Genomic DNA, 22,717 nt, shown 5'->3' with positions numbered 1-22,717 from the left:
GGTGCAAGCCGGGGCGCGCCCTTTAAAGGCCGAACACCTGTGGTGCTCGGCCTTTTCTTATTTGTTTCCCGAACTGAAACGATCGCCCCGCGATGAACGATCTCGATCAATTGCTGCAACAGGCGCAAGCGGAATTCGCCGCTGCTGCCACGCCCGCTGACCTGGAGAACGCCAAGGCGCGATTCATCGGCAAGTCCGGTCGCGTGACCGAGCTGATGAAAGGCCTGGCCGCATTGCCGATTGAAGAGAAAAAGACCCGCGGCGCGGAGATCAATGTCTTGAAGACCGGCATCGAAGCCGCTCTCGCTGCCCGTCGCCAGGCGCTGGCCGATGCCGAGTTGGCCATCCAATTGAAGGCTGAGGCGCTGGACGTGACGCTGCCCGGCCGCAACCGCGGCACCGGTGGCCTGCACCCGATCACCCGCGCCATGGAGCGCATCGAGGCCATCTTTGGCTCGATGGGCTTTGATGTGGCCGACGGTCCCGAGATCGAGAACGACTGGTTCAACTTCACGGCGCTGAACACGCCGGAAGACCACCCGGCCCGCTCGATGCACGACACCTTCTATATCGAAGGCGGCCATGTGCTGCGCACCCACACCAGCCCGATGCAGATCCGTCATGCGGTCCAGCATGTGAAGAAGCACAAGGCGCTGATCGATGCCGGCCTGCCCATGCCCGAGATCCGCGTGATTGCGCCGGGCCGCACCTACCGCGTCGACAGCGATGCCACGCATTCGCCGATGTTCCACCAGGTCGAAGGCCTGTGGGTTGGCGAGAACGTTTCGTTCAAGGACCTGAAGTCTGTCTATGTGAACTTCATGCACCAGTTCTTCGAGACGACGGACATGGACATCCGCTTCCGTCCGAGCTATTTCCCGTTCACCGAACCCAGTGCCGAGATCGACATGATGTTCGGCTCCGGCCCCTTGAAGGGCCGATGGCTGGAGGTGTCGGGCTCGGGCCAGGTGCATCCGCAGGTGATTCGCAATATGGGCCTGGACCCTGAGCGCTACATCGGCTTCGCTTTCGGCTCGGGCATCGATCGCCTGGCCATGCTGCGCTACGGCGTCAACGATTTGCGCCTGTTCTTTGACGGCGACCTGCGATTCTTGAGTCAGTTCAAGTGATCCGCAAGAACAACCCGCAAACGAACGCCTGAAGAGAACAGAACATGCAATTCCCCGAGTCCTGGCTGCGGAGCTTCTGCAACCCCGCACTGAACACCCAAGAGCTGGCCGAGCTGCTGACCATGTCCGGCCTGGAAGTCGAAGAGCTGCGCCCGGTGGCACCGCCTTTCCATGGCATCGTGGTCGCCGAAATCCTGTCGGCCGAGCAGCATCCAAATGCCGACAAGCTGCGCGTCTGCACGGTCAACGCTGGAGGCGCAGAGCCGCTGCAGATCGTCTGCGGCGCGCCGAATGCGCGTGCCGGCATTCGCGTTCCTCTGGCCACCATCGGCGCTGAACTGCCCCCGGGCGAAGACGGCAAGCCTTTCCAGATCGGCAAGGGGAAACTGCGCGGTGTGGAGAGCTTCGGCATGCTGTGCTCGGCCCGTGAGCTGAAGCTTTCCGAGGACCACGGTGGCCTGCTGGAGCTGGCCGCCGATGCGCCCATCGGCCAGAACATCCGCGAGCACCTGAAGCTCGACGACACGCTCTTCACGCTGAAGCTCACCCCCAATCTGGCGCATTGCCTGAGCGTCTACGGCGTCGCCCGGGAAGTCTCGGCGCTGACTGGCTCGCCACTCCTGAAGCCGGAATTCACGCCGGTTGCCGTCAAGCATGACGCGAAGCTGCCGGTGCGCATTGAAGCGGCTGATCTTTGCGGCCGCTTCTCCGGCCGCATCGTGCGCGGCGTCAATACCAAAGCGCAGACGCCGGCCTGGATGGTTGAGCGCCTGGCCCGTTGCGGCCAACGCTCGGTGTCGCCGCTGGTCGACATCTCGAACTATGTGATGTTCGAGTTCGGTCGCCCCAGCCACATCTTCGACCTCGACAAGATCCACGATGGCCTGACCGTGCGCTGGGCCAAGCAGGGCGAGGCGCTGAAGCTCCTGAACGGCAACACGATCGAGCTCGACGAGACGGTGGGCGTCATCGCCGATTCGAAGCAAGTGGAGTCGCTTGCCGGCATCATGGGCGGCGACGCCACGGCCGTGTCTGACGACACGCGGAACGTCTACGTCGAGGCCGCTTTCTGGTGGCCCAAGGCGGTCGCCGGCCGCTCGCGCAAGTTCAACTTCTCGACGGATGCTGGTCACCGCTTCGAGCGTGGTGTCGATCCGGCGCAGACGGTCGAACACATCGAGCGCATCACGCAGTTGATCGTCGACATCTGCGGTGGTGAAGCTGGCCCCATGGACGACCAGACGACGCAGTTGCCTGCCCGCAAGCCGGTCACGCTGCGCGTAGCCCGTGCCGCCAAGATCATCGGCATGCCGCTGACCCAGGCGCAATGCGCGACCGTGTTCCAGCGCCTCGGCCTCGACTACGTGGAAGGCGAGGGCACGCTGACGGTGACGCCCCCGAGCTGGCGTTTCGACATCCAGATCGAGGAAGACCTGGTCGAGGAGGTGATCCGCGTCCTGGGCTATCCGAACTTGCCGGACACGCCGCCGCTCGCGCCGGTGGTGGGCAAGGTGCGCTCGGAGTCGCGTGCCTCGGTGCATGCGCTGCGCCACGCGCTTGCCGGTCGCGACTATTTCGAGACCATCAACTTCAGCTTCGTCGAAGCGCGTTGGGAGCAGGAGCTGGCGGGCAATGCCAATCCGATCCAGCTCTTGAACCCGATTGCCGCGCCGCTGGCCGTGATGCGCACCAGCCTGATCGGCAGCCTGGTGCAGGTGTTGCGCTACAACCTGACCCGCAAGGCCCCGCGCGTGCGCGTGTTCGAGATCGGCCGTGTGTTCCTGCGTGACGCCTCCATCGTCGAGAGCGACAGCAGCATCGCCGGCGTGCGCCAGCCGATGCGCGTGGCCGCGCTGGCCTGGGGAGCCGCAGACCAATCGCAATGGTCGCAGCGTGATCGCCTGGTTGACTTCTTCGATGTGAAGGGCGACCTCGAATCACTGTTTGCGCCGCGCCAATTGCAGTTCGTGGCCGCAGAACATCCGGCCTTGCATCCGGGCCGCAGCGCACGCGTGCTGCTGGATGGCCAGGAGATCGGTGTCGTCGGCGAGCTGCATCCCAAGTGGCGCCAAGGCTATGAGCTGCCCTCTGCCCCGGTGCTGTTTGAGCTCGACCTCGATGCGGTGCTGAGCTTGACCCTGCCCAAGGGTCAGGGCGTGCAGCGCCAGCAGTCGGTGTTGCGTGACATCGCAGTGATCGTTGGCGAGCAGGTCACCCATGACGCGCTGATCAGCACCATTCAAGGCGCACAGGACGGCCTGGTCCGTTCCGCCAAGCTGTTCGATGTGTTCAAGCCCGGTCAGGCCAATGCCGAGATGCAGGCCGGGGAGCGCAGCATGGCAGTGCGCCTGGAACTGCTGGACGAAGAGACGACGCTGACCGATGAGCGCATCGAGCAGACCGTGGCCCGTGTGCTCGCGGCCCTGGGTGAGAAGCTCGGCGCACGTCTGCGCGGTTGATCGAGAACAGCGGAGGAGACCAAGAGACCATGAGCGACGACCAAGAAGACATCAAGCCCGCCGCGTTGAGCGTGCTCCTGCCCAGCCTTGAAACACCCACGCTGACCAAGGCCGAGCTGGCCGACCTGCTGTTCGACAAGCTCGGCCTGAACAAGCGTGAATCCAAGGACATGGTCGAAGCCTTCTTTGACATCATCCATGCGACCCTGGTGCGTGGCGACGATGTGAAGCTTTCGGGCTTTGGCAACTTCAACATCCGTCGCAAGGCGCCACGCCCGGGCCGCAACCCGCGCACCGGCGAATCGATCCCGATCAAGGCGCGCAATGTGGTCACGTTCCACGCCAGCCACAAGTTGAAATCCCAGGTACAAGGCGATGCACCTGCCGGGGAAGACTTCGAGTAGAGTCTGACCTCCCAACCTGAAGCCCTTGATTTCAATGGAGAAAGCGCTCCCAGCCATCCCAGCCAAACGCTACTTCACCATCGGTGAGGTGAGCGAGCTGTGCGGCGTGAAGCCCTATGTGCTTCGCTACTGGGAGCAGGAGTTCACACAGCTGCGCCCAATGAAGCGCCGCGGCAACCGGCGCTACTACCAGCATCATGAGGTGCTGCTGATCCGGCGCATCCGTGACCTGCTGTACGACCAGGGCTTCACGATCAGCGGGGCCCGCAATCAGCTCTCCGATCTGGGCGCCGCGCGCATGGAAGCGCTGCAGGACTTCGAGCCCGATGCCGATTTCGGCGAACCTGTCGAGGTGGCGGCACCGCACAGCGGCGAGCAGATGTCGATGGGCCAGCTCCGGCAGGAGCTCAAGGCGATTCGCGAGACGCTGCTCCTCTGAGGGAGCGAAAAAATCGTATATACTCTCGCTCTTCAGTCGGGGCGTAGCGCAGCCTGGTAGCGCACTTGCATGGGGTGCAAGGGGTCGCGAGTTCGAATCCCGCCGTCCCGACCACTGAATAGCGAGAAATCCGAAGGGCCTGATGTGCAAGCATCAGGCCCTTTTCTCCTTCTTGGGCCTGTTGTACAAGATCGCCTGCAGCGCTTCTGAACCATGTCAACCGGACTTGATCCTTCGCTGATTACCGGTCTCCTCCTTGCCGGCGGCCAGGGCAGCCGCATGGGCGGCGTGGACAAGGGCATGCTGCCCTTCCGCGGGCACACGCTGGCGCAGAACGCGCTGGCCCGACTGGCGCCTCAGGTCGGCCCCTTGCTGATCAATGCGAATCGCAACCTGAAGGCTTATGCGAGCCTTGGTGTGCCGGTCTGCAGCGACGCTGAGGCAGACTTCCTCGGCCCGCTGGCGGGCTTTCTGAGCGGCCTGGACCGCTGTCGCACGCCTTATCTGGCCACCGTGCCTTGCGACACGCCGAACTTCCCTCTGGACATGGTGGCGCGCCTGGCACGTGCGCTGCAGGAGGCTGGTGCGGAGATTGCCATGGTTGTCACTCGCGACGGAAGTGGCAAGGTGCAGCGTCAGCCGGTGTTCTGCCTGATGAAGGCCAGCGTGCAGGCCGGCCTCGAAGACTATGTGGTCAGCGGTCGACGCAAGATCGAGGCTTGGGCCTGCGCGCAGGAATGCGTCGAAGTGATGTTCGAAGATGCGGCCGCATTTGCCAACGCCAATACGGCCGAGGAACTGCAGGCCCTGCAGCTGCGGCAGGGCGAGCGATAGGTGCAGTGAAGCAGCCCGAGCCACCCGTGAGTTAGGGATGCGCGCCCGGGCCGGGCTGGCCGATGCTTGCCGGACTTTCCTGGAGCCCGCGACATGCCCGCATTGACCACAGCCCTGCGCAACGAGTATCAGCAGCTGTTCGACAGCTGCCAGATCCTGCCCGAGCGCCAGGCGCTCGTGAATCAGATGACGCAGCAACTGCGCAATGCTGAGGCCCGCTATCGCGGTGTTGCCGACCCGCTTGGCATTCCCTGGTACGTGGTGGCCGTCCTGCATGCGATGGAAGGCGGGCTCGACTTCAAGCGCCATCTGCACAACGGCGATCCTCTGGCCGAGCGCACGGTGCAGGTGCCCGCCGGCCGGCCCAAGGTTGGCACGCCGCCGTTCACCTGGGAGCAGAGCGCCAATGACGCCTTGCGGCTGGACAGGTACGACAGCTGGTCCGACTGGAGTGTGCCGGGCATTCTCTACAAATGGGAGGGCTACAACGGCTGGGGCTATCGCAGCTACCACCCCGAGTGCAAATCGCCCTACCTGTGGAGCATGAGCAGCCACTACAGCCGCGGCAAGTATGTGGCTGACGGCACCTGGTCGCCCACGGCGGTCAGCAAGCAGGTGGGGGCGGCGGCCTTGCTGCGCCGGCTGGCGGAGCTGGGGCTGGTCGATGCGCCGTCGTTCGCCTCAACCGCGAACGACGCCCAACTGGCCAGGGCGCTGGCCAAGAGCAGCGCGGCACTGCGCTATTCGCCCGCCAAGGTCTTGCCGGGTGCGCTGGAGTTGCAGCAGTTCCTGAACCGCTTTCCAGGCATCTTTCTGCGCGAGGATGGCAAGCTGGGTGACCGTAGTTCCGAAGCCTTCCAGCAGGTCTTCGGCCACTATCTGCAGGGCGACCCGCGCGACGCCTGAGGCGAGCGCGAGTCAGGCCTCGAGACGGGTGCGGCGCTCGCTCAGAAAGCTCTGCGCCAGGGCGGTGCCGGGCTGCAGCCGCTGGCCGATATAGAGTTCGCGGCGGCGCTCCGAGATCTGGGTGCGCAGGCGGTTGGCCATCACCGTCAGCGGGCGCAGGCCCTTGGTCTCGGCCTTGCTGACGGCCTGCCAGAGCCGGTTCAGAGGGTGCTCCTGAAGCTGCCGTTGGCGTAGCTGCACGACGCCCAGCCGCTCCTGCACGATGTGCTCGGCTCGGCGCAGCCAGTCGAGGCGCGGCTGCATGTTCTCGCCAGTCACACGTACGGCGTCTTCGCCGGCGGCGATCAGGAGGTTCTCCAGCGCCTGGCGATCCTCGCGGGCATAGGCATCGTTGACCGCCATCATGCTGACCAGGCTGCGCTGGCGATCAGGCTCGCCGAGCACGCGATCAGGGTGCAGACGCATGGCGGCACGCCGGTAGAGTTGCTTCAAGCTCGGCGGTTCGCCAGGCGCGCCGGAGGCGGCAGGCTCAGGCGGCAAGCCCGGCGGAGGCGGCAAGGGCGAGGCCAGTGCCGGCATGGCGGCGTGGGTTATTTTCGGGGGGGGCGCGATGTCGGTGCCACCCAGGCCCAGCACGATGCGCTGCAGCTGGCCCTCGACATGCTCCAGCTCCTGATAGAGCGAGCCCAGCTCGCCCTGGTAGCGGTGCATGAACTGCAGGAGCGTGGCACGCAGCAGCTGGAAGTCCTGTTCCTGGATCGTCAGGTAGCGGCGCATGTCGGCCAGCGCATTCTGGCGGCGAGCCAGCGCGTGGCGCGACAGGGCCAGGCCTTCATTCATCACGCAGGGCTCTCCGGGACATGGGTCGTATTTTCACCTGAGAACAAGGGCCCAGAAATAGATACAGCCCCTAGAAGGGGCTGTTCGGTTCGGATCAGGCGACAGCTGGTTACTGCGAGGCGCCCGAAGCGGGTTCTGCCGGGGCCATCGGTGCGGAAGCCGCTTCCATGGCCGCAGGCGCGCTGGCCGTGGCCGCAACCGGCTCGTGCGTAGCCGCCTTGGTGTTGGCAGCCGTCATCGGCAGCAGCGGCACGATCAGCAGCGCCACGATGTTGATGATCTTGATCAAAGGGTTCACTGCCGGGCCGGCCGTGTCCTTGTACGGGTCACCCACGGTGTCGCCGGTCACTGCAGCCTTGTGGGCTTCGCTGCCCTTGCCGCCATGGTGGCCGTCTTCGATGTACTTCTTGGCGTTGTCCCAGGCGCCGCCGCCGGTGCACATCGAGATGGCCACGAACAGGCCGGTCACGATGGTGCCCATCAGCAGTCCGCCGAGCGCTGCCGGGCCGAGGGCCAGGCCGACGATCACCGGCACGACCACGGGCAGCAGCGAAGGCACGATCATTTCCTTGATCGCCGCCGTGGTCAGCATGTCCACGGCCTTGCCGTATTCGGGCTTGCCCGAGCCGTCCATGATGCCCTTGATGTCGCGGAACTGGCGGCGCACTTCCACCACCACCGAGCCGGCTGCGCGGCCCACGGCTTCCATGGCCATGGCACCGAACAGGTAGGGAATCAGGCCGCCGATGAAGAGGCCCACGATCACGTTCGGATCGCTCAGGTCAAAGGCCACCGAGAAACCGCGGCCTTCCAGCGAGTGGGTGTAGTCGGCGAACAGCACCAGGGCAGCCAGGCCGGCGGAGCCGATGGCATAGCCCTTGGTCACGGCCTTGGTGGTGTTGCCCACGGCGTCCAGCGGATCGGTGATCGCGCGCACGCTGTCCGGCAGCTCGGCCATTTCGGCGATGCCGCCGGCGTTGTCGGTGATCGGTCCGTAGGCGTCCAGGGCCACGACGATGCCGGCCATGCTCAGCATCGAGGTGGCTGCAACAGCGATGGCGTACAGGCCGCCCAGCTGGTAGGCCACCAGGATGGCCACGCAGACGAACAGCACCGGCCAGGCGGTGGAGCGCATCGAGACGCCCAGGCCGGCAATGATGTTGGTGCCGTGGCCGGTTGTCGAGGCTTCAGCGATATGCTGCACCGGCTTGTACTGCGTGCCGGTGTAGTACTCGGTGATCCAGACCATCGCGGCGGTCAGCACCAGGCCGACGGCGCAGGCACCGAACAGAGCGTTGGCCGAAACCATGGCGCCACTGGCGAGCGTCAGGCCCTGCGGGAAGAGCGCGGTGGTGATGAAGTAGAACGCGATCAGCGAGAGCACGCCTGCCACGGCCAGGCCCTTGTAGAGCGCCGGCATCACGTTCTTCATGCCCGGCGAGGCCTTGACCATGCTGCAGCCGATGATGGAAGCCAGGATGGATACGCCGCCCAGCACCAGCGGATAGATCAAGGCGTTGATCGTGCCTGCGCCCGCGACCATCAGCGCGCCCAGCGCCATCGTGGCGATCAGGGTCACGGCATAGGTCTCGAACAGGTCGGCCGCCATGCCGGCGCAGTCGCCGACGTTGTCGCCGACGTTGTCGGCGATCACGGCGGGGTTGCGCGGGTCGTCCTCGGGAATGCCGGCTTCCACCTTGCCCACCAGGTCGGCGCCGACGTCAGCGCCCTTGGTGAAGATGCCGCCACCCAGACGGGCAAAGATCGAGATCAGCGACGAGCCGAAGGCAAAGCCCAGCAGAGGCTTCAGCGTGGTCGGGTCGATGTGCTTGCCGCCCTCGCTGATGTGCCAGAAGAACAGGCCGACGCCCAGCAGGCCCAGGCCCACGACCAGCATGCCGGTGATGGCGCCGCCCTTGAAGGCAACGCTCAAGGCCGGCGCCATGCCCTTGGTGGCGGCCTGCGCCGTGCGCACATTGGCCCGCACCGACACATTCATGCCGATGAAGCCACAGGCGCCCGAAAGAACCGCGCCGATGACGAAGCCCACGGCGGTGGTCATGCCCAGGAAGTAGGCGATCGGAAGGGCCAGCACGACGCCGACGATGGCAATCGTCTTGTACTGGCGTGCCAGATAAGCAGCGGCGCCCTGCTGGATCGCAGCTGCGATCTCCTGCATGCGGGCATTGCCAGCGTCCTGACTCAGGATCCAGCTGCGTTGAACAAAGCCATATATGACTGCGGCGACGCCACAGGCCAGCGCGAAGTACAGCGCTACATCTGTCGACATGTACATGTCTCCTCGGTTGTCTCTGCCGTTGTGAATTCACGCCTGCAGCCATTCCGCCCAAGTCAGAGGGCCGCCAGGTCGCTCGGGGCATGCTAAGGAAGGGGCCCGTTTTGCGGGCTGCGTATTTACCAGCGAAATGCGGGTAAACGAGATTGGGAATGCGCGGCGTCAGGACAGGGCAAGCGGGCACCGTAGAATTCGGGTTTCCCCTGGCATTACAGAAGAACCGCGATGAGCCTGCACAACGTGACCCCCGGCGCCAAGGCGCCCGAGCAATTCAACGTCGTCATCGAGATCCCGATGAACGCCGATCCGATCAAGTACGAAGTGGACAAGGAAAGCGGCGCACTCTTCGTCGACCGCTTCATGACCACGGCCATGCACTATCCGTGCAACTACGGCTACATCCCGCGCACCTTGTCGGACGACGGCGATCCGGTCGACGTGCTGGTGATCACGCCCTTCGCGCTGACCCCGGGCGTGGTGGTGACCTGCCGCGCCATCGGCGTGCTGAAGATGGATGACGAAGCCGGTGGCGACGCCAAGCTGCTGGCCGTGCCCACATCGAAGATCCTGCCGATCTACGACCACTGGCAGAAGCCCGAAGACATCAACCAGATGCGCCTGAAGGCCATCCAGCATTTCTTCGAGCACTACAAGGACCTGGAGCCTGGCAAGTGGGTCAAGGTGCAGGGCTGGGAAGGCCCCGAGTCGGCCAGGGCCGAGATCGTTGCCGGCCTGGCGAACTACGCGAAGACGCAGCAGAAGTAATCTGCTTTCGCCCTGAACGTCAAAGCGCCCCTCGAGGGCGCTTTTTTATTTCGGGCTCTGGGCGCTGGTTCCAGCCTTGAAGGGCTGGTGCTCTTCCAGCTCGTTCACGTAGCCGCGCATGGCCTGACCCTCCCGAGCCAGGAACTCGGCCACTGCATCACTGAAGTCGGGATGCGCCAGCCAGTGTGACGACTGCGTTGGCACCGGCAAGAGCCCGCGCGCCATCTTGTGCTCGCCCTGGGCGCCGCCCTCGAAGCGGCGGTAGCCGTGCTCGATGCACCAGGCCAGGGGCTGGTAGTAGCAGGCATCGAAATGCAGGCAGGGGATTTGCTCGATGGCGCCCCAGTAGCGGCCGAAGGCGGCGCCGCGCTCTGGGTCCAGCGCGAGCAGTGACGCCGCAATCGGCACACCCTCACGCATGGCGATGAAGAGCAGCCAGTTCGCCGCCATCGTTTCGCTCATCAGGCGGAAGAAATCTCGCGTCAGGTAGGGCGTGCTGTGGTGCGCTCTGTAGGTGAGCTGGTAGCAGTGGTAGAAGAAGTCCCAAGCCTGTTCAGTGATTGCCGGGCCCTCGAGGGTTTTGAAGCTCACGCCGGCCTCGCGCACGCGACGCTGCTCCTGCTGGATCTTCTTGCGCTTGTCACGCTGCAGCGCGGCGAGGAAGTCCTGGAAATCGACGAAGGGTTCGGGCACACGCTGTGTCCAGTGGAACTGCACGCCCTCGCGTTGCAGCCACGCATGGTCGGTGGCGGCCTGATGGTCTTGTGGCGCGCCGAAAAGCAGGTGGATGGACGACAGGCCCTGCTGTTCCGCGAGCGCTTGAAGGGCCTGGACTAGGAGGGCGCGCTTCTCTTCATTGCGGGCCAGCAGCCGGCTGCCCGGTACCGGCGTGAAGGGCACGGCCACCAGCAGCTTGGGGTAGTACTCGAGGCCATGACGGCGGTAGGCATCGGCCCACGCCCAGTCGAATACATACTCGCCGTAGCTGTGTGATTTCAACCAGACGGGGCAGGCCGCCAGCAGCTCATCGCCTTCCCAGATGCCGATGAACTGCGGCTGCCACCCGGTGTCCGCCGTGGCGCTGCGGGATTGGTGCAGCGCCTGCAGGTACTCCAGCCGCATGAAGGGCGTGGGCTGCGCCTGCGTTGCAAGCAAGGCGTTCCAGGCAGGAATTGCCAATTCGCCCGGGTCGGCTTGAACCCGGATGACATAATTCTCTGGCCTAGTTTTCATGCCCTCATCCATGTCCCTGAAAGTCGCGCTGGCGCAAATCAATGTCACCGTCGGTGACCTCGCAGGCAATGCCGGCAAGATCGTGGAATGGGGCCGTCGCGCGCATGCGGCCGGCGCTCGCCTGCTGCTCACGCCTGAGCTGAGCCTGTGCGGCTATCCGCCTGAAGACCTGCTCCTGCGCCCGGCCTTCATCGAGGCCTGCGACGAGGCCTTGAAGGGCATTGCGACGGCCTTGGCCGATTGCGAGGGCTTGCATGTCGTGGTCGGTCATCCGTATCAACGCGAGGGCGATCTTAGGTCGCGCAGCCTGAGCGTGCTGCGCCGCTTCAATGCGGCCTCGCTGCTGGCAGGGGGACAGGTCTTGCGCACGTACTGCAAGCGCGAGTTGCCGAACTACCAGGTCTTCGACGAGCGCCGCTATTTCGTCTCGGGCCGCGACGCGGGCGAGGAGCCGCTGGTGTTTGAGGTCGAGGGTCGGCGCTTCGGTGTGCTGATCTGCGAAGACGCCTGGTTTGATGAGCCCGCGCGCGCAGCGAAGGCGGCGGGGGCCGAAGTGTTGTGCGTGCTGAACGCATCGCCTTTCCACGTTGGCAAGGTCGAGGAGCGGGAGCAGCGCATGGCTGAGCGGTCGCGCGATGTCGGGCTGCCCCTGCTGTACTCGCATCTGGTTGGCGGCCAGGATGAGGTGGTCTTCGATGGCGCTTCGTTCGCAGTGGGCCGCGATGGGCGCGTGGCCGCGCGCGCTGCGATGTTCGAAGAGGCGATGCCGCTGATCGAATTCGACGCACAAGCGACGCCTTCCGGCGAGCTCGTGCCGGTGCCTGAGTTGGAAGCGCAGGTCTGGGGCGCCCTGGTGCTCGGCGTGCGCGACTATCTCGGCAAGAACGGTTTCCCGGGCGCCTTGATCGGGCTTTCCGGAGGTATTGACTCGGCCCTGGTGCTGGCCATCGCCGTCGATGCGCTGGGCGCAGACAAGGTGCGCACGGTGATGATGCCGTCGCCATATACGGCCGATATTTCCTGGATTGATGCGCGCGACATGGCCGAGCGCCTGGGCGTGCGCTACGACGAAAAATCCATCGTGCCGATGTTCGAGGCCTTCAACGCGACGCTGGCTGACGAGTTCACAGGCCTGCCGCTCGATGCCACCGAGGAGAACATCCAGGCACGCATCCGCGGCACGCTCCTGATGGCCCTGTCCAACAAGTTTGGCTCCATTGTCCTGACTACCGGTAACAAGAGCGAGATGGCGACCGGCTATTGCACGCTGTACGGCGACATGGCCGGTGGTTTCGCGGTGATCAAGGATGTGGCCAAGACCCTGGTGTTCCGCCTCGCCACGTGGAAGAACCAACAGCCGACGAAGCGGGCAGACGGGACCATCGGCCCAGTCATTCCCGAGCGCATCATCACGCGGCCGCCTTCGGCTGAATTGCGTCCGGATCAAAAGGACCAGGACAGCCTGCCGCCCTATGAGGTGCTGGATGCCATCCTGGCGATGTACATGGAAGAAGACCGCTCGATCAGCGACATCGTGGCGGCCGGCTATGCCGCTGCCGACGTCGAGCGGGTCACGCGGCTGATCAAGCTCAACGAGTACAAGCGCCGCCAGTCGCCCGTGGGCATCCGCATCACGCACCGGGCCTTCGGACGCGACTGGCGCTACCCGATCACGTCCAGGTTCCGTGCTTAAATCAGGGTCAACACACAGCCATTTGCCGGAGCGCAGCACCATGAAGCAGATCACCGCCATCATCAAACCCTTCAAGCTTGACGAAGTGCGCGAAGCGCTGGCCGAGGTGGGTGCTTCCGGCCTGACGGTCACCGAGGTCAAGGGCTTCGGACGCCAGAAGGGTCATACCGAGCTCTATCGCGGTGCAGAGTACGTGGTCGACTTTCTGCCCAAGGTGAAGGTCGAGGTCGTGGTCAAGGACGATGAGGTCGACCGCTGCATCGATGCGATCCTGAAGGCCGCCAAGACCGGCAAGATCGGCGACGGCAAGATCTTCGTCACGCCGGTGGAGCAAGTGGTGCGCATCCGCACCGGTGAGACGGACGAAGCGGCCGTTTAAGGCCTTATTGGGCAAGGCGCTGCCACAGCGCCGTGCCCCAGATGCCGCCGCACAGCGTCAGCGCGATGAAGACCGCGGCGCTGCCAATGTCCTTGGCGCGCTTGGATAGTTCATGACGGTCGAACGAGATGCGGTCGATGGCCGCCTCCACCGCCGAATTCAGCAGCTCCACGATCAGGAGCAGCGCGAGGCAGCCCAGCAGCAGAGCGATCTCGACCCAGCTTTGCCCCAGCCAGAAGGCAACGGGCGTCGCAACGACACACAGCCAGGTCTCTTGCCGGAAAGCGCTCTCGCCCGTGTACGCGGCGCGCAGGCCTTCCATCGAATAGCCGGCCGCGTGGATGATGCGGTCGATGCCGGTGCGGCCCTTGTGTGGATTGCTCATCGCTTCACTGGGAGTTGGGTGACCAGGCGCGTTCCGCAGACGACATCGTGCAAGAACTGTTGGCCCGGCAGGACCTTGGCGAGCAGCGCGTAGGCGAGAACGCCGAGCGTGCCAACGCACAGGACGGCGGCCATTCCCAGACCATGCTGACGCAATTGCAGGGTCGACATGACCGGCAAGAGCCACCATGCGTAGGACAGGAGGTGGCGCGCCAAAGCCTGGGCGAAGGTCAGTGGCGAACCGTCAAGCCGCTCCACCTTGATGTGCCAGGTCTTCATGGCGAGCGTCTGGCCGCTCCTGGTCCAGAAAAACACAAAGTAGGAGGCGAAGCCCAAGGCCTCCACCGCCATCAAGCCTACCCGGTAGTCCATGGCGTTGCGTTGGCCAACGAGCGGTGAGAAGACCAGAGCCGTGACGACGGCTACACCGAACAACAGCAGGCCTTCATAGACAAAGCAGGCCATCCGACGGGCAATGCCCGGCAGGCTTGGGGTCGGCTCGCTCATTGCGCAGGGGCCGAGGAGGGCTTGGGCAGCAGGGTTTTCGGATCGACCAGGCTCGGGTCGGCGATCAGCTTGGGCATGCCAGGCATTTGATGGCGGGGGGGCGTAGGCGTCTGCGTGATCAGCACGGTGGTGGCGCCGGGCTTGGCTTGCAGCACCGACGGCGCAACCGGGCGACCAGTGGGCGTGGCCGGGGCGGCGGGCACCAAATTGGACTTGGAGCCTGCACCAGCGCCGGGCGTTGTGGCCGGCGCGCTGGCCTTCTGGGCGACCTTGAGTGCTGCTTTGTCAGCCAGTTCCTGCCGACGCTCAGGCGGCAGCGATTGGTAGGCTTCCCATTTGGCCTGGCGGTCATCGGCCTTGATCTGCTGGACACCCTTGTAGCCGAAGCGGGCCTGCTGGCGCTCCGCCACAGTCATGTGAGCCCATTCCCCCATTCTTTGCTGGATGCGAGCTTGCTCTTCGGCCGGCAGCGTGCCGTAGCGGCCGGCGACTTCCAACCACTTGCCCTGGCTGGCCGGGTCCAGGCTGTCCCAGTCCTTTTGCAGGGGCGCGAGCACGCGCTGGTAGCTCGCCGCCAAACCCTGCCAGCGTCCGCCGGCATTGGGTGCGGGCTTGCTTGCATGGCTGACGGGCTTGGGCGCTGCGACGCTGGAAGGGGCAGCCTCAGGCGCCGAAGCCGCCTCGGCTTGCGCCAGGGCGGCTTCAGAGACGGCGACGCTCAGCAGCAGGGCGAAAGAGGGGATGAGGAACCGGTGTGCCAGCGGCCGACGGGTCATAGGGTGGGGCTCGTCACTCTTGTTTTGGTTGTTGTTGCTGCTGCGGCTGTTGCTGCGGCGCTTGTTGCTGGTCTTCCTGCAAGTATTCGCGGAAGCCAGGGTCGCTGTAGGCGGCAGGTGGCAGTTTATCGGCCAACAGCGCGGTGTCGACCTCGGCGGCCGCGGTGATCTGCTCGTACCACTCGCTCTGCTGGATCAGCAGCAGGCCGGCAGCCAGCACGATCAGCGGCAACAGTGTTGCCAGCTTGAGCCAACGTGGCGAGCGGCCGTTGCCAGCCAGCGCCATGGAGCCACCGCCGACATCCATCGCCTGCAGCACGGTCGCTGCCGCCAGAGCGCGCTCGCGGCGCGCCTTGGTCAGTGCTTGCTCTCGCGCAAAGCGAAGCCGTTCAGTGATGTCAACCGGGAGGCCGGAGGCTTGCTTGTCGAGCCCAGCCGTCACGCGCTGCGCAAAGCGCGAGACCGCTTGATCCGGGTCCTGAGGCGTTTGGCTTGACTGGTTCATAGCGTGATTCCCTTGGCTTTCAGCGATTTCGCGAGCGAATGCACGGCTCGTGAACAATGTGTCTTTACACTGCCCTCGGAACAGCCCATGACGGAAGCTGTCTCGGCGACATCGAATTCTTCCCAGTAACGCAAGAGAAATGCTTCGCGTTGACGGGCGGGCAATTCAGCGACTTCCGCTTCGATCACCTGCAAGATCTGGGCCTTGGAAACCTCGTCGGCCGCACTGAGTGCGCCCATGGCGCCATCGCCAGTTTCCAGTGATTCAAGCAGATTGAAGTCGTCGTCGGGATCCCCGGACTCGAAGTCCGACATGTTCGACATGACCGCTCTGCGAACTTTCTGACGACGGAAATAGTCCATCGTCGCGTTCGACAGGATGCGCTGGAACAGCAGCGGCAGTTCCTCGGCCGGGCGGTCGAAGTATTTCTCGGCCAGCTTGATCATCGCGTCCTGCACGATGTCCAGCGCCGCATCGTCGTCGCGAACCATGTACGCCGTGCGCTTGAAGGCACGGCGGTCGACGCTGCGAAGGAAGTCGTTCAGTTCTTTATCGGTGGCCAAGGGAATTCGGGCAGGGGACCCAGCACTGGCAAAGGGTGGCGATTATTGCATTGCGAAGGCTCACCCTAGGGAATGCGAGGGGGTGTCAGCAATTCTGTGCATAATGCTGCTTCGCACAATGAGTTTTTGGTCTCAAGCTGGCCGCCCGACCGGGGCGCCTCGTTTCTGATCGCGCAGGTTCCGAATCCACCTCACGAGGGTGCGAGAAGGAGCACCGATGGTTTTTCGTTAGAGAAATTCACAAAGGTTCGAAAAATGGACATGTCTGCCGCGGACATCAAGCGTGCAGCGACCGTGGATGGTCGCGCACAGCCGCAAATCAATTCCCCCTCCTCGGAGCCGAACGGCTCTGAAATTCTTGTTCGTTGCCTTCAGGCTGAAGGGGTCCAGTACCTCTGGGGCTATCCGGGCGGCGCAGTGCTGTATATCTACGACGCACTGTACAAACAGGACACCATCCAGCACGTCCTGGTACGCCATGAGCAGGCCGCCGTCCATGCCGCTGACGGCTATGCCCGCGCGACAGGCGATGTTGGCGTTGCCCTGGTGACCTCGGGTCCAGGCGTGACCAATGCCATCACAGGCATTGCCACCGCCTACATGGATTCGATCCCCATGGTGATCATCACCGGCCAGGTGCCGACGCCGGCGATCGGGTTGGACGCCTTCCAGGAATGCGACACCGTGGGCATCACGCGTCCCATCGTCAAGCACAACTTCCTGGTGAAGGACGTGCGCGACCTGGCTGTCACGCTCAAGAAGGCCTTCCACATCGCCCGTACCGGCCGTCCTGGCCCGGTGGTGGTGGACATCCCCAAGGACGTTTCCCAGGCTAAGGCCCATTTCCAGTACCCCACGCATGTGGAGATGCGCTCCTACAACCCGGTGCGCAAGGGCCATTCGGGCCAGATCCGTAAGGCGGTGCAGTTGCTGATGCAGGCCAAGCGGCCCTACATCTACACCGGCGGCGGCGTGATCCTCGGCGAGGCTTCGAAAGAGCTGCGCGAGCTGGTCGAGTTGCTGGGCTACCCCTGCACGAATACGCTGATGGGCCTGGGCGCCATGCCCGCGAGTGACCCGCGCTTCCTCGGCATGCTGGGCATGCATGGCACGTATGAAGCCAACATGACCATGCAGAACTGCGATGTGCTGCTGGCCGTGGGCGCGCGCTTCGACGACCGTGTGATCGGCAACCCGAAACACTTCGGTTCCGTGGAGCGCAAGATCATCCACGTGGACATCGATCCTTCCTCGATCTCCAAGCGCGTGCGCGTGGACATCCCCATCGTCGGCGACGTGAAGGATGTGCTGCAGGAGTTGATCCATCAGATCAAGGAGGCGCAAGCCCGCCCTGATTCAAACGCGATCAATGCCTGGTGGAGCCAGATCAATGAATGGCGCCGCCGCGACTGCCTGGCCTACAAGCATTCCGACGAAGTCATCAAGCCGCAGATGGTGGTCGAGACGCTCTGGAACCTGACCAAGGACAGCGACACCTACATCACGTCGGACGTTGGCCAGCACCAGATGTGGGCTGCGCAGTTCTATCGCTTCGAGCAGCCGCGCCGCTGGATCAATTCCGGTGGTCTGGGCACCATGGGCGTCGGCCTGCCCTACGCCATGGGCATCAAGCTGGCCAAACCGGATGCAGACGTGTTTTGCATCACCGGCGAAGGCTCGATCCAGATGTGCATCCAGGAGCTGTCGACCTGCAAGCAGTACAACACGCCGGTCAAGGTCGTGTCGCTGAACAACCGCTACCTCGGCATGGTGCGTCAGTGGCAGGAGCTGGACTACGGCAAGCGCTACTCGCACAGCTACATGGAAGCGCTGCCGGACTTCGTCAAGCTGGCTGAGGCCTATGGCCATGTGGGCCTGCTGGTCGAGAAGCCCGGTGATGTCGAGGGTGCGCTGCGCGAAGCGAAGCGCCTGAAGGACCGCACGGTCTTCCTGGACATCCGCACCGATCCGACCGAGAACGTCTGGCCCATGGTCCAGGCGGGCAAGGGCATCTCGGAAATGCTGCTGGGCTCCGAAGACCTGTGAGGCGCTGAAGCTGCCGAGCGATCCTGGCGTTACCGCGCCAGCGTCGACCCGGCGGCAGACGTGCCGCTCAGCGGACCACCCAGCAATCCCACCATCGAAGAGCGTGGCCAAGAGCCGTCGGTTACCGCCGCCGGCTTGAAGAGCGCGAAGGACGAAGATTCATCATGAGACACATCATTGCTTTGCTCATCGAGAACGAGCCAGGTGCGCTGTCGCGCGTCGTGGCCTTGTTCTCGGCACGGGGTTACAACATTGAAAGCCTGACCGTGGCGCCGACCGAGGATCCCTCGCTGTCGCGCATGACCATCGTCACCACCGGCTCGGACGAGGTGATCGAGCAGATCACCAAGCACCTGAACCGCCTCATCGAGGTGGTCAAGGTGGTCGACCTGACCGAAGGCAACTACACCGAGCGCGAGCTCATGCTGATCAAGGTGCGCGCGGTCGGCAAGGAGCGTGAAGAGATGAAGCGCACCGCCGACATCTTTCGCGGCCGCATCATCGACGTGACCGAGAAGACCTACACGATCGAATTGACCGGCGATGCCGAAAAGCTCGATGCCTTCATCGTTGCGATTGATCGCGCCGCCATTCTCGAGACGGTGCGTACCGGCGCCAGCGGCATCGGCCGCGGCGAGCGGATTCTCCGCGTCTGAACGATTTCCCTACCCAACACCCTGAACCGATTTTTCCTGGAGACCGACATGAACGTTTATTACGACAAGGACGCTGATCTGAGCCTCATCAAGGGCAAGAACGTCACCATCATCGGCTACGGCTCACAAGGCCACGCCCATGCGCAAAACCTGAACGACAGCGGCGTCAAGGTCACCGTCGGTCTGCGCCGTGGCGGCGCCTCCTGGGCCAAGGCCGAGAACGCCGGCCTGAAGGTCGCCGAGATCGCTGAAGCCGTGAAGGCGGCCGACGTGGTCATGATCCTGCTGCCGGACGAGCAGATCGCCAGCGTCTACCAGGCTGAAGTCGAACCCAACATCAAGCAGGGCGCTTCGCTGGCCTTCGCTCACGGCTTCAACGTCCACTACGGCCAGGTCACGCCGCGTGCCGACCTGGACGTCTGGATGGTCGCTCCCAAGGCCCCGGGCCATACGGTGCGTGGCACCTACACGCAAGGTGGCGGCGTGCCCCACCTGATCGCCGTCTATGCCGACAAGACCGGCAAGGCGCGTGACCTGGCCCTGTCCTACGCTTCGGCCAACGGCGGCGGCAAGGCCGGCATCATCGAGACCAACTTCCGCGAAGAAACCGAGACTGACCTGTTCGGCGAGCAAGCCGTGCTGTGCGGTGGCGCCGTCGAGCTGATCAAGGCCGGTTTCGAGACGCTGACCGAAGCCGGCTACGCGCCCGAGATGGCCTACTTCGAGTGCCTGCATGAGCTGAAGCTGATCGTCGACCTGATCTATGAAGGCGGTATCGCCAACATGAACTACTCGATCTCGAACAACGCCGAATACGGCGAGTACGTGACCGGCCCCAAGGTCGTGACTTCGGCCACCAAGGACGCGATGCGCCAGTGCCTGAAGGACATCCAGACCGGCGAGTACGCCAAGAGCTTCATCCTCGAGAACAAGGCTGGCGCGCCGACCCTGCTGTCGCGCCGCCGCCTGACGGCCGAGCACCCGATCGAGCAGGTCGGCGAGAAGCTGCGCGCGATGATGCCCTGGATCAAGAAGAACCGTCTGGTGGACCAGTCCAAGAACTGAGTTTGCCTCTCTAGCGAAAGCCGCACCGCCCCAGGGCCGTGCGGCTTTTTTACTGGGACGCTGTTGTATCCTCCCGCACCATGACCGATCCGAAACTCAATGCCCCGTCCGATGTGGATGACGACGACGTCGATGCGCCCGTTCGGCCACGCCGCAAGGGCATCTACATCCTGCCCAACCTGTTCACTCTGGCGGCGCTGTTCGGCGGCTTCTACGGCATCGTGATGGCGATGAATGGCCGCTTCGAGCAGTCGGCCTATGGCATCTTCTGCGCGATGGTGCTGGACAGCCTGGACGGCCGCGTGGCCCGCATGACCAATACGCAGAGCACGTTTGGCGAGCAGATGGATTCGCTCTCCGACATGGTTTCCTTCGGCGCTGCGCCAGCGCTGATCATGTATGTCTGGGCCCTGCAAGGCCTGGGCAAGCTCGGCTGGATCGCAGCCTTCGTCTATTGCGCTTCGGCGGCACTGCGCCTGGCCCGCTTCAACACGAACATCGGCGTGGTGGACAAGCGCTTCTTCCAGGGCGTGCCCAGCCCCGCAGCGGCGGCGTTGGTGGTTGGCCTCGTATGGGTGATGGACGACGCGGGCTACACGGCCGTGCACACCAACCCGCAGCTGGCCTGGGTGGCCTTCGGCTTCACGCTGTATGCCGGGCTGACCATGGTCACCAACGTGCCGTTCTACAGCTTCAAGGATGTGAGCTTCAAGCGTTCGGTGCCCTTCATCGTGATCGTGGCGATTGCGCTGGGCATCGCGCTGATCAATATCCACCCGCCTTCGGTGCTGTTCGGCGTGTTCTGCATCTACGGTGTTTCCGGCTATGTGGTCTACGCCTACCGGCGCATGAAGGGCAAGCCGGTGAGCGTGATTGCCACATCGACCGATGAACCTGATGAACAGGGCCTTCATCGCTGAGCGGTGATCAAAAGCTCTGCTATATTCCAAAGCCATGAAGACGTTTGCCGCTATTGCGCTGCTACTACCAGTCGAACCTCGGGTTCGCTGATCGCGCACGCACGTCCAAAGCGTTTTGATCTCAACGGCCCGTATGCAACCCGCAGCGGGCCGTTTTGCTTGTACATAGTCTGCTGGTTGCAAATCTCGATCCTCTCGATTTGCCAGGAAGCACGACCATGTTGAAGCAGCCGAACACCAAGTACCGCGCCTTTGCCCCCATCGGATTGACCGATCGCACCTGGCCGGACGCCCAGCTGACGCAAGCCCCGATCTGGCTCAGCACCGACCTGCGCGACGGCAACCAGGCGCTGATCGAGCCGATGGATGTGCAGCGCAAGCTGCGCATGTTCGAGATGCTGGTGCGCATCGGTTTCAAGGAAATCGAGGTCGGCTTTCCCTCGGCTTCGCAGACCGACTTCGACTTCGTGCGTCGGCTGATCGAGGAAGACCTGATCCCCGACGATGTGACCATCCAGGTCCTGACGCAGGCGCGTCAGCCCTTGATCGAGCGCACCTTTGAATCGTTGCGTGGCGCGCGCAAAGCCATCGTCCACCTCTACAACGCTTGCGCGCCGGTGATGCGCAAGGTGGTGCTGGGCCTGGACGAAGACCAGATCGTCGAACTGGCCGTGGCGCACACGCAGATGATCCGCCGCATGGCAGACGCGCAGCGTGAGACCGAGATCGGCTTCGAGTACTCGCCCGAGATGTTCTCCGGCACCGAGCTGGCTTTCTCCAAGCGCGTGGTGGACGCGGTGACAGAGGCCTGGGGCGCAACACCCGAGCGCAAGGTCATCATCAACCTGCCGGCCACGGTCGAGCATTCGACGCCCAACATCTTTGCCGACATGGTCGAGTGGATGCACCGCCATGTGGAGCGTCGTGATTCCATCATCCTGTCCATCCATCCGCACAACGACCGCGGCACCGGCACGGCCGCTGCGGAGTTCGCGCTGATGGCGGGCGGTGACCGGATCGAAGGCTGTCTGTTCGGCAGCGGTGAGCGCACGGGCAATGTCGACATCGTCAACATCGCCTTGAATCTGTACACGCAAGGCGTCTCGCCGGAGCTGGATTTCTCTGACATCGACGAAGTGCGCCGCTGCGCCGAGCATTGCACGCAGTTGCCGGTGCATCCGCGTCATCCGTACGCGGGCGACCTGGTCTACACCTCGTTCTCGGGCTCGCACCAGGACGCGATCAAGAAGGCCTTCGCTGCTCGCAAGGAAGGCGATATCTGGGTCATGCCCTATCTGCCGGTGGACCCGAAAGACCTGGGCCGCAGCTACGACGCGGTCATCCGCGTCAACAGCCAGTCGGGCAAGGGCGGCATCTCCTATCTGCTCGAAGCCGAGTACGGCGTGGAGCTGCCGCGTCGCTTGCAGATCGAGTTCAGCCAGGTTGTTCAGGCGGTGATGGACGACAGTGGCAAGGAGCTCAGTGCGGCTGACATCTGGGGCATCTTCGACCGCGAGTACGGCATCAGCGAAGGCCCTGCCCTGAATCCGGTCACGAGCGAGGTGGGCGCGGGCCGAGTGAGCCTGCGCGCCCAGGCTGATCTGGGTGTTCGGCGCGTGCAGGTGCAAGGCGAGGGCACCGGCCCAATCGATGCCTTCATCAATGGCCTGAACGCGCACCTTGCTTCGGCCGTGCGCGTGCTGGATTATCACGAGCATTCCATCGGCAGTGGTGCGGACGCCAAGGCCGTGGCCTATCTGGAGCTGCGTGTCGGTGATGCGCTGACGGTGTTTGGCGTGGGCATCGATGCCAATATCGTGTCCGCCTCGCTGAAGGCCATTGCGTCCGGCTTGCGCCGAGCCGCGCAGCGCGGTCATCTGAAATTCAACGCCAACGTGGCAGCCTGAGGAGCCGAGC

At 64.0% G+C, this 22,717-nt stretch carries 22 protein-coding genes and 1 tRNA gene; 15 read left to right on the top strand and 8 right to left on the bottom strand.

Annotated elements, in window-relative coordinates; genetic code table 11:
- The first annotated feature begins 92 nt into the window (after window positions 1-92).
- The 7 genes from pheS to V3596_RS04020 all read left to right on the top strand — a co-directional run bounded on the left by pheS (window position 93) and on the right by V3596_RS04020 (window position 6,172).
- Window positions 93-1,130, top strand: coding sequence for a phenylalanine--tRNA ligase subunit alpha (gene pheS / locus V3596_RS04050; RefSeq protein WP_334276304.1), 1,038 nt, complete (start codon window positions 93-95; stop codon window positions 1,128-1,130).
- A 44-nt stretch (window positions 1,131-1,174) separates the two neighbouring features.
- Window positions 1,175-3,589: a phenylalanine--tRNA ligase subunit beta gene (pheT, locus tag V3596_RS04045; protein WP_334276303.1), complete on the top strand. Its 2,415-nt coding sequence runs from the start codon at window positions 1,175-1,177 to the stop codon at window positions 3,587-3,589.
- A gap of 29 nt (window positions 3,590-3,618) precedes the next feature.
- Window positions 3,619-3,993 (top strand): integration host factor subunit alpha, encoded by a 375-nt coding sequence (locus tag V3596_RS04040; protein WP_334276302.1) that lies wholly within the window; start codon window positions 3,619-3,621, stop codon window positions 3,991-3,993.
- Between the two features lie 34 nt (window positions 3,994-4,027).
- Window positions 4,028-4,432 (top strand): MerR family transcriptional regulator, encoded by a 405-nt coding sequence (locus tag V3596_RS04035; RefSeq protein ID WP_334276301.1) that lies wholly within the window; start codon window positions 4,028-4,030, stop codon window positions 4,430-4,432.
- A gap of 37 nt (window positions 4,433-4,469) precedes the next feature.
- A tRNA-Pro gene (locus V3596_RS04030) sits at window positions 4,470-4,546 on the top strand.
- A gap of 99 nt (window positions 4,547-4,645) precedes the next feature.
- Entirely contained in the window at window positions 4,646-5,266 is a 621-nt protein-coding gene (gene mobA, locus V3596_RS04025; RefSeq protein ID WP_334276300.1) for a molybdenum cofactor guanylyltransferase MobA, read from the top strand.
- A gap of 93 nt (window positions 5,267-5,359) precedes the next feature.
- Entirely contained in the window at window positions 5,360-6,172 is an 813-nt protein-coding gene (locus tag V3596_RS04020; protein ID WP_334276299.1) for a hypothetical protein, read from the top strand.
- A gap of 12 nt (window positions 6,173-6,184) precedes the next feature.
- Here the strand turns inward: V3596_RS04020 and V3596_RS04015 are convergent, their stop codons facing one another.
- Window positions 6,185-7,012 carry a J domain-containing protein gene (locus V3596_RS04015; protein ID WP_334276298.1) on the bottom strand — a complete coding sequence of 276 codons (828 nt, stop codon included), beginning with the start codon at window positions 7,010-7,012 and terminating at the stop codon, window positions 6,185-6,187.
- 109 nt (window positions 7,013-7,121) lie between these two features.
- Window positions 7,122-9,302 carry a sodium-translocating pyrophosphatase gene (locus V3596_RS04010; RefSeq protein ID WP_334276297.1) on the bottom strand — a complete coding sequence of 727 codons (2,181 nt, stop codon included), beginning with the start codon at window positions 9,300-9,302 and terminating at the stop codon, window positions 7,122-7,124.
- Between the two features lie 231 nt (window positions 9,303-9,533).
- Here V3596_RS04010 and ppa point away from each other — a divergent pair, with 231 nt between their 5' ends.
- Window positions 9,534-10,073 (top strand): inorganic diphosphatase, encoded by a 540-nt coding sequence (gene ppa / locus V3596_RS04005; RefSeq protein ID WP_334276296.1) that lies wholly within the window; start codon window positions 9,534-9,536, stop codon window positions 10,071-10,073.
- Window positions 10,074-10,118: 45 nt separating this feature from the next.
- Here ppa and V3596_RS04000 read toward each other — a convergent pair whose 3' ends face one another.
- Window positions 10,119-11,306 carry a GNAT family N-acetyltransferase gene (locus tag V3596_RS04000; RefSeq protein ID WP_334276294.1) on the bottom strand — a complete coding sequence of 396 codons (1,188 nt, stop codon included), beginning with the start codon at window positions 11,304-11,306 and terminating at the stop codon, window positions 10,119-10,121.
- Between the two features lie 10 nt (window positions 11,307-11,316).
- On the opposite strand from V3596_RS04000, the gene V3596_RS03995 reads away from it, so the two are divergent.
- The gene (locus V3596_RS03995) at window positions 11,317-12,999 is read left to right on the top strand and encodes an NAD+ synthase (protein ID WP_334276293.1); all 1,683 of its coding nucleotides are present in this window, start codon (window positions 11,317-11,319) and stop codon (window positions 12,997-12,999) included.
- Between the two features lie 40 nt (window positions 13,000-13,039).
- Window positions 13,040-13,378, top strand: a complete 339-nt coding sequence (locus tag V3596_RS03990; protein ID WP_233369985.1) for a P-II family nitrogen regulator — start codon at window positions 13,040-13,042, stop codon at window positions 13,376-13,378.
- Window positions 13,379-13,382: 4 nt separating this feature from the next.
- Here the strand turns inward: V3596_RS03990 and V3596_RS03985 are convergent, their stop codons facing one another.
- The 5 genes from V3596_RS03985 to V3596_RS03965 are packed head-to-tail and all read right to left on the bottom strand — an operon-like array spanning window position 13,383 to window position 16,113.
- A complete protein-coding gene (locus tag V3596_RS03985; protein ID WP_334276292.1) occupies window positions 13,383-13,763 on the bottom strand; it encodes a diacylglycerol kinase in 381 nt (126 codons plus the stop codon).
- Window positions 13,760-14,269: an RDD family protein gene (locus V3596_RS03980; protein WP_334276291.1), complete on the bottom strand. Its 510-nt coding sequence runs from the start codon at window positions 14,267-14,269 to the stop codon at window positions 13,760-13,762. The genes V3596_RS03985 and V3596_RS03980 overlap by 4 nt, the downstream gene beginning before the upstream one ends.
- Window positions 14,266-15,045: a DUF3106 domain-containing protein gene (locus V3596_RS03975; RefSeq protein WP_334276290.1), complete on the bottom strand. Its 780-nt coding sequence runs from the start codon at window positions 15,043-15,045 to the stop codon at window positions 14,266-14,268. The genes V3596_RS03980 and V3596_RS03975 overlap by 4 nt, the downstream gene beginning before the upstream one ends.
- Before the next feature lie 13 nt (window positions 15,046-15,058).
- The gene (locus V3596_RS03970; protein ID WP_334276289.1) at window positions 15,059-15,550 is read right to left on the bottom strand and encodes a DUF3619 family protein; all 492 of its coding nucleotides are present in this window, start codon (window positions 15,548-15,550) and stop codon (window positions 15,059-15,061) included.
- On the bottom strand, window positions 15,547-16,113 hold the full coding sequence (locus tag V3596_RS03965; RefSeq protein WP_282823717.1) for an RNA polymerase sigma factor: 567 nt from the start codon (window positions 16,111-16,113) through the stop codon (window positions 15,547-15,549). The genes V3596_RS03970 and V3596_RS03965 overlap by 4 nt, the downstream gene beginning before the upstream one ends.
- A gap of 255 nt (window positions 16,114-16,368) precedes the next feature.
- Between V3596_RS03965 and V3596_RS03960 the strand changes: the two genes are divergently transcribed.
- The 5 genes from V3596_RS03960 to leuA all read left to right on the top strand — a co-directional run bounded on the left by V3596_RS03960 (window position 16,369) and on the right by leuA (window position 22,707).
- Window positions 16,369-18,159 carry an acetolactate synthase 3 catalytic subunit gene (locus tag V3596_RS03960; RefSeq protein WP_334276287.1) on the top strand — a complete coding sequence of 597 codons (1,791 nt, stop codon included), beginning with the start codon at window positions 16,369-16,371 and terminating at the stop codon, window positions 18,157-18,159.
- Between the two features lie 164 nt (window positions 18,160-18,323).
- The gene (gene ilvN / locus V3596_RS03955; RefSeq protein ID WP_334276286.1) at window positions 18,324-18,815 is read left to right on the top strand and encodes an acetolactate synthase small subunit; all 492 of its coding nucleotides are present in this window, start codon (window positions 18,324-18,326) and stop codon (window positions 18,813-18,815) included.
- A gap of 48 nt (window positions 18,816-18,863) precedes the next feature.
- Window positions 18,864-19,880 carry a ketol-acid reductoisomerase gene (ilvC, locus tag V3596_RS03950; protein WP_334276285.1) on the top strand — a complete coding sequence of 339 codons (1,017 nt, stop codon included), beginning with the start codon at window positions 18,864-18,866 and terminating at the stop codon, window positions 19,878-19,880.
- 80 nt (window positions 19,881-19,960) lie between these two features.
- Window positions 19,961-20,800 carry a CDP-diacylglycerol--serine O-phosphatidyltransferase gene (gene pssA, locus V3596_RS03945; protein WP_334276284.1) on the top strand — a complete coding sequence of 280 codons (840 nt, stop codon included), beginning with the start codon at window positions 19,961-19,963 and terminating at the stop codon, window positions 20,798-20,800.
- Between the two features lie 218 nt (window positions 20,801-21,018).
- Window positions 21,019-22,707 carry a 2-isopropylmalate synthase gene (gene leuA, locus V3596_RS03940; RefSeq protein WP_334276283.1) on the top strand — a complete coding sequence of 563 codons (1,689 nt, stop codon included), beginning with the start codon at window positions 21,019-21,021 and terminating at the stop codon, window positions 22,705-22,707.
- Window positions 22,708-22,717: the final 10 nt, after the last annotated feature.

The organism is Roseateles microcysteis, from assembly GCF_036880965.1.
Lineage (GTDB): Bacteria > Pseudomonadota > Gammaproteobacteria > Burkholderiales > Burkholderiaceae_C > JAUASW01.
The sequence above is the reverse complement of the archived record's forward strand: the minus strand, read 5'-3'. Positions and strand labels throughout refer to the sequence as shown.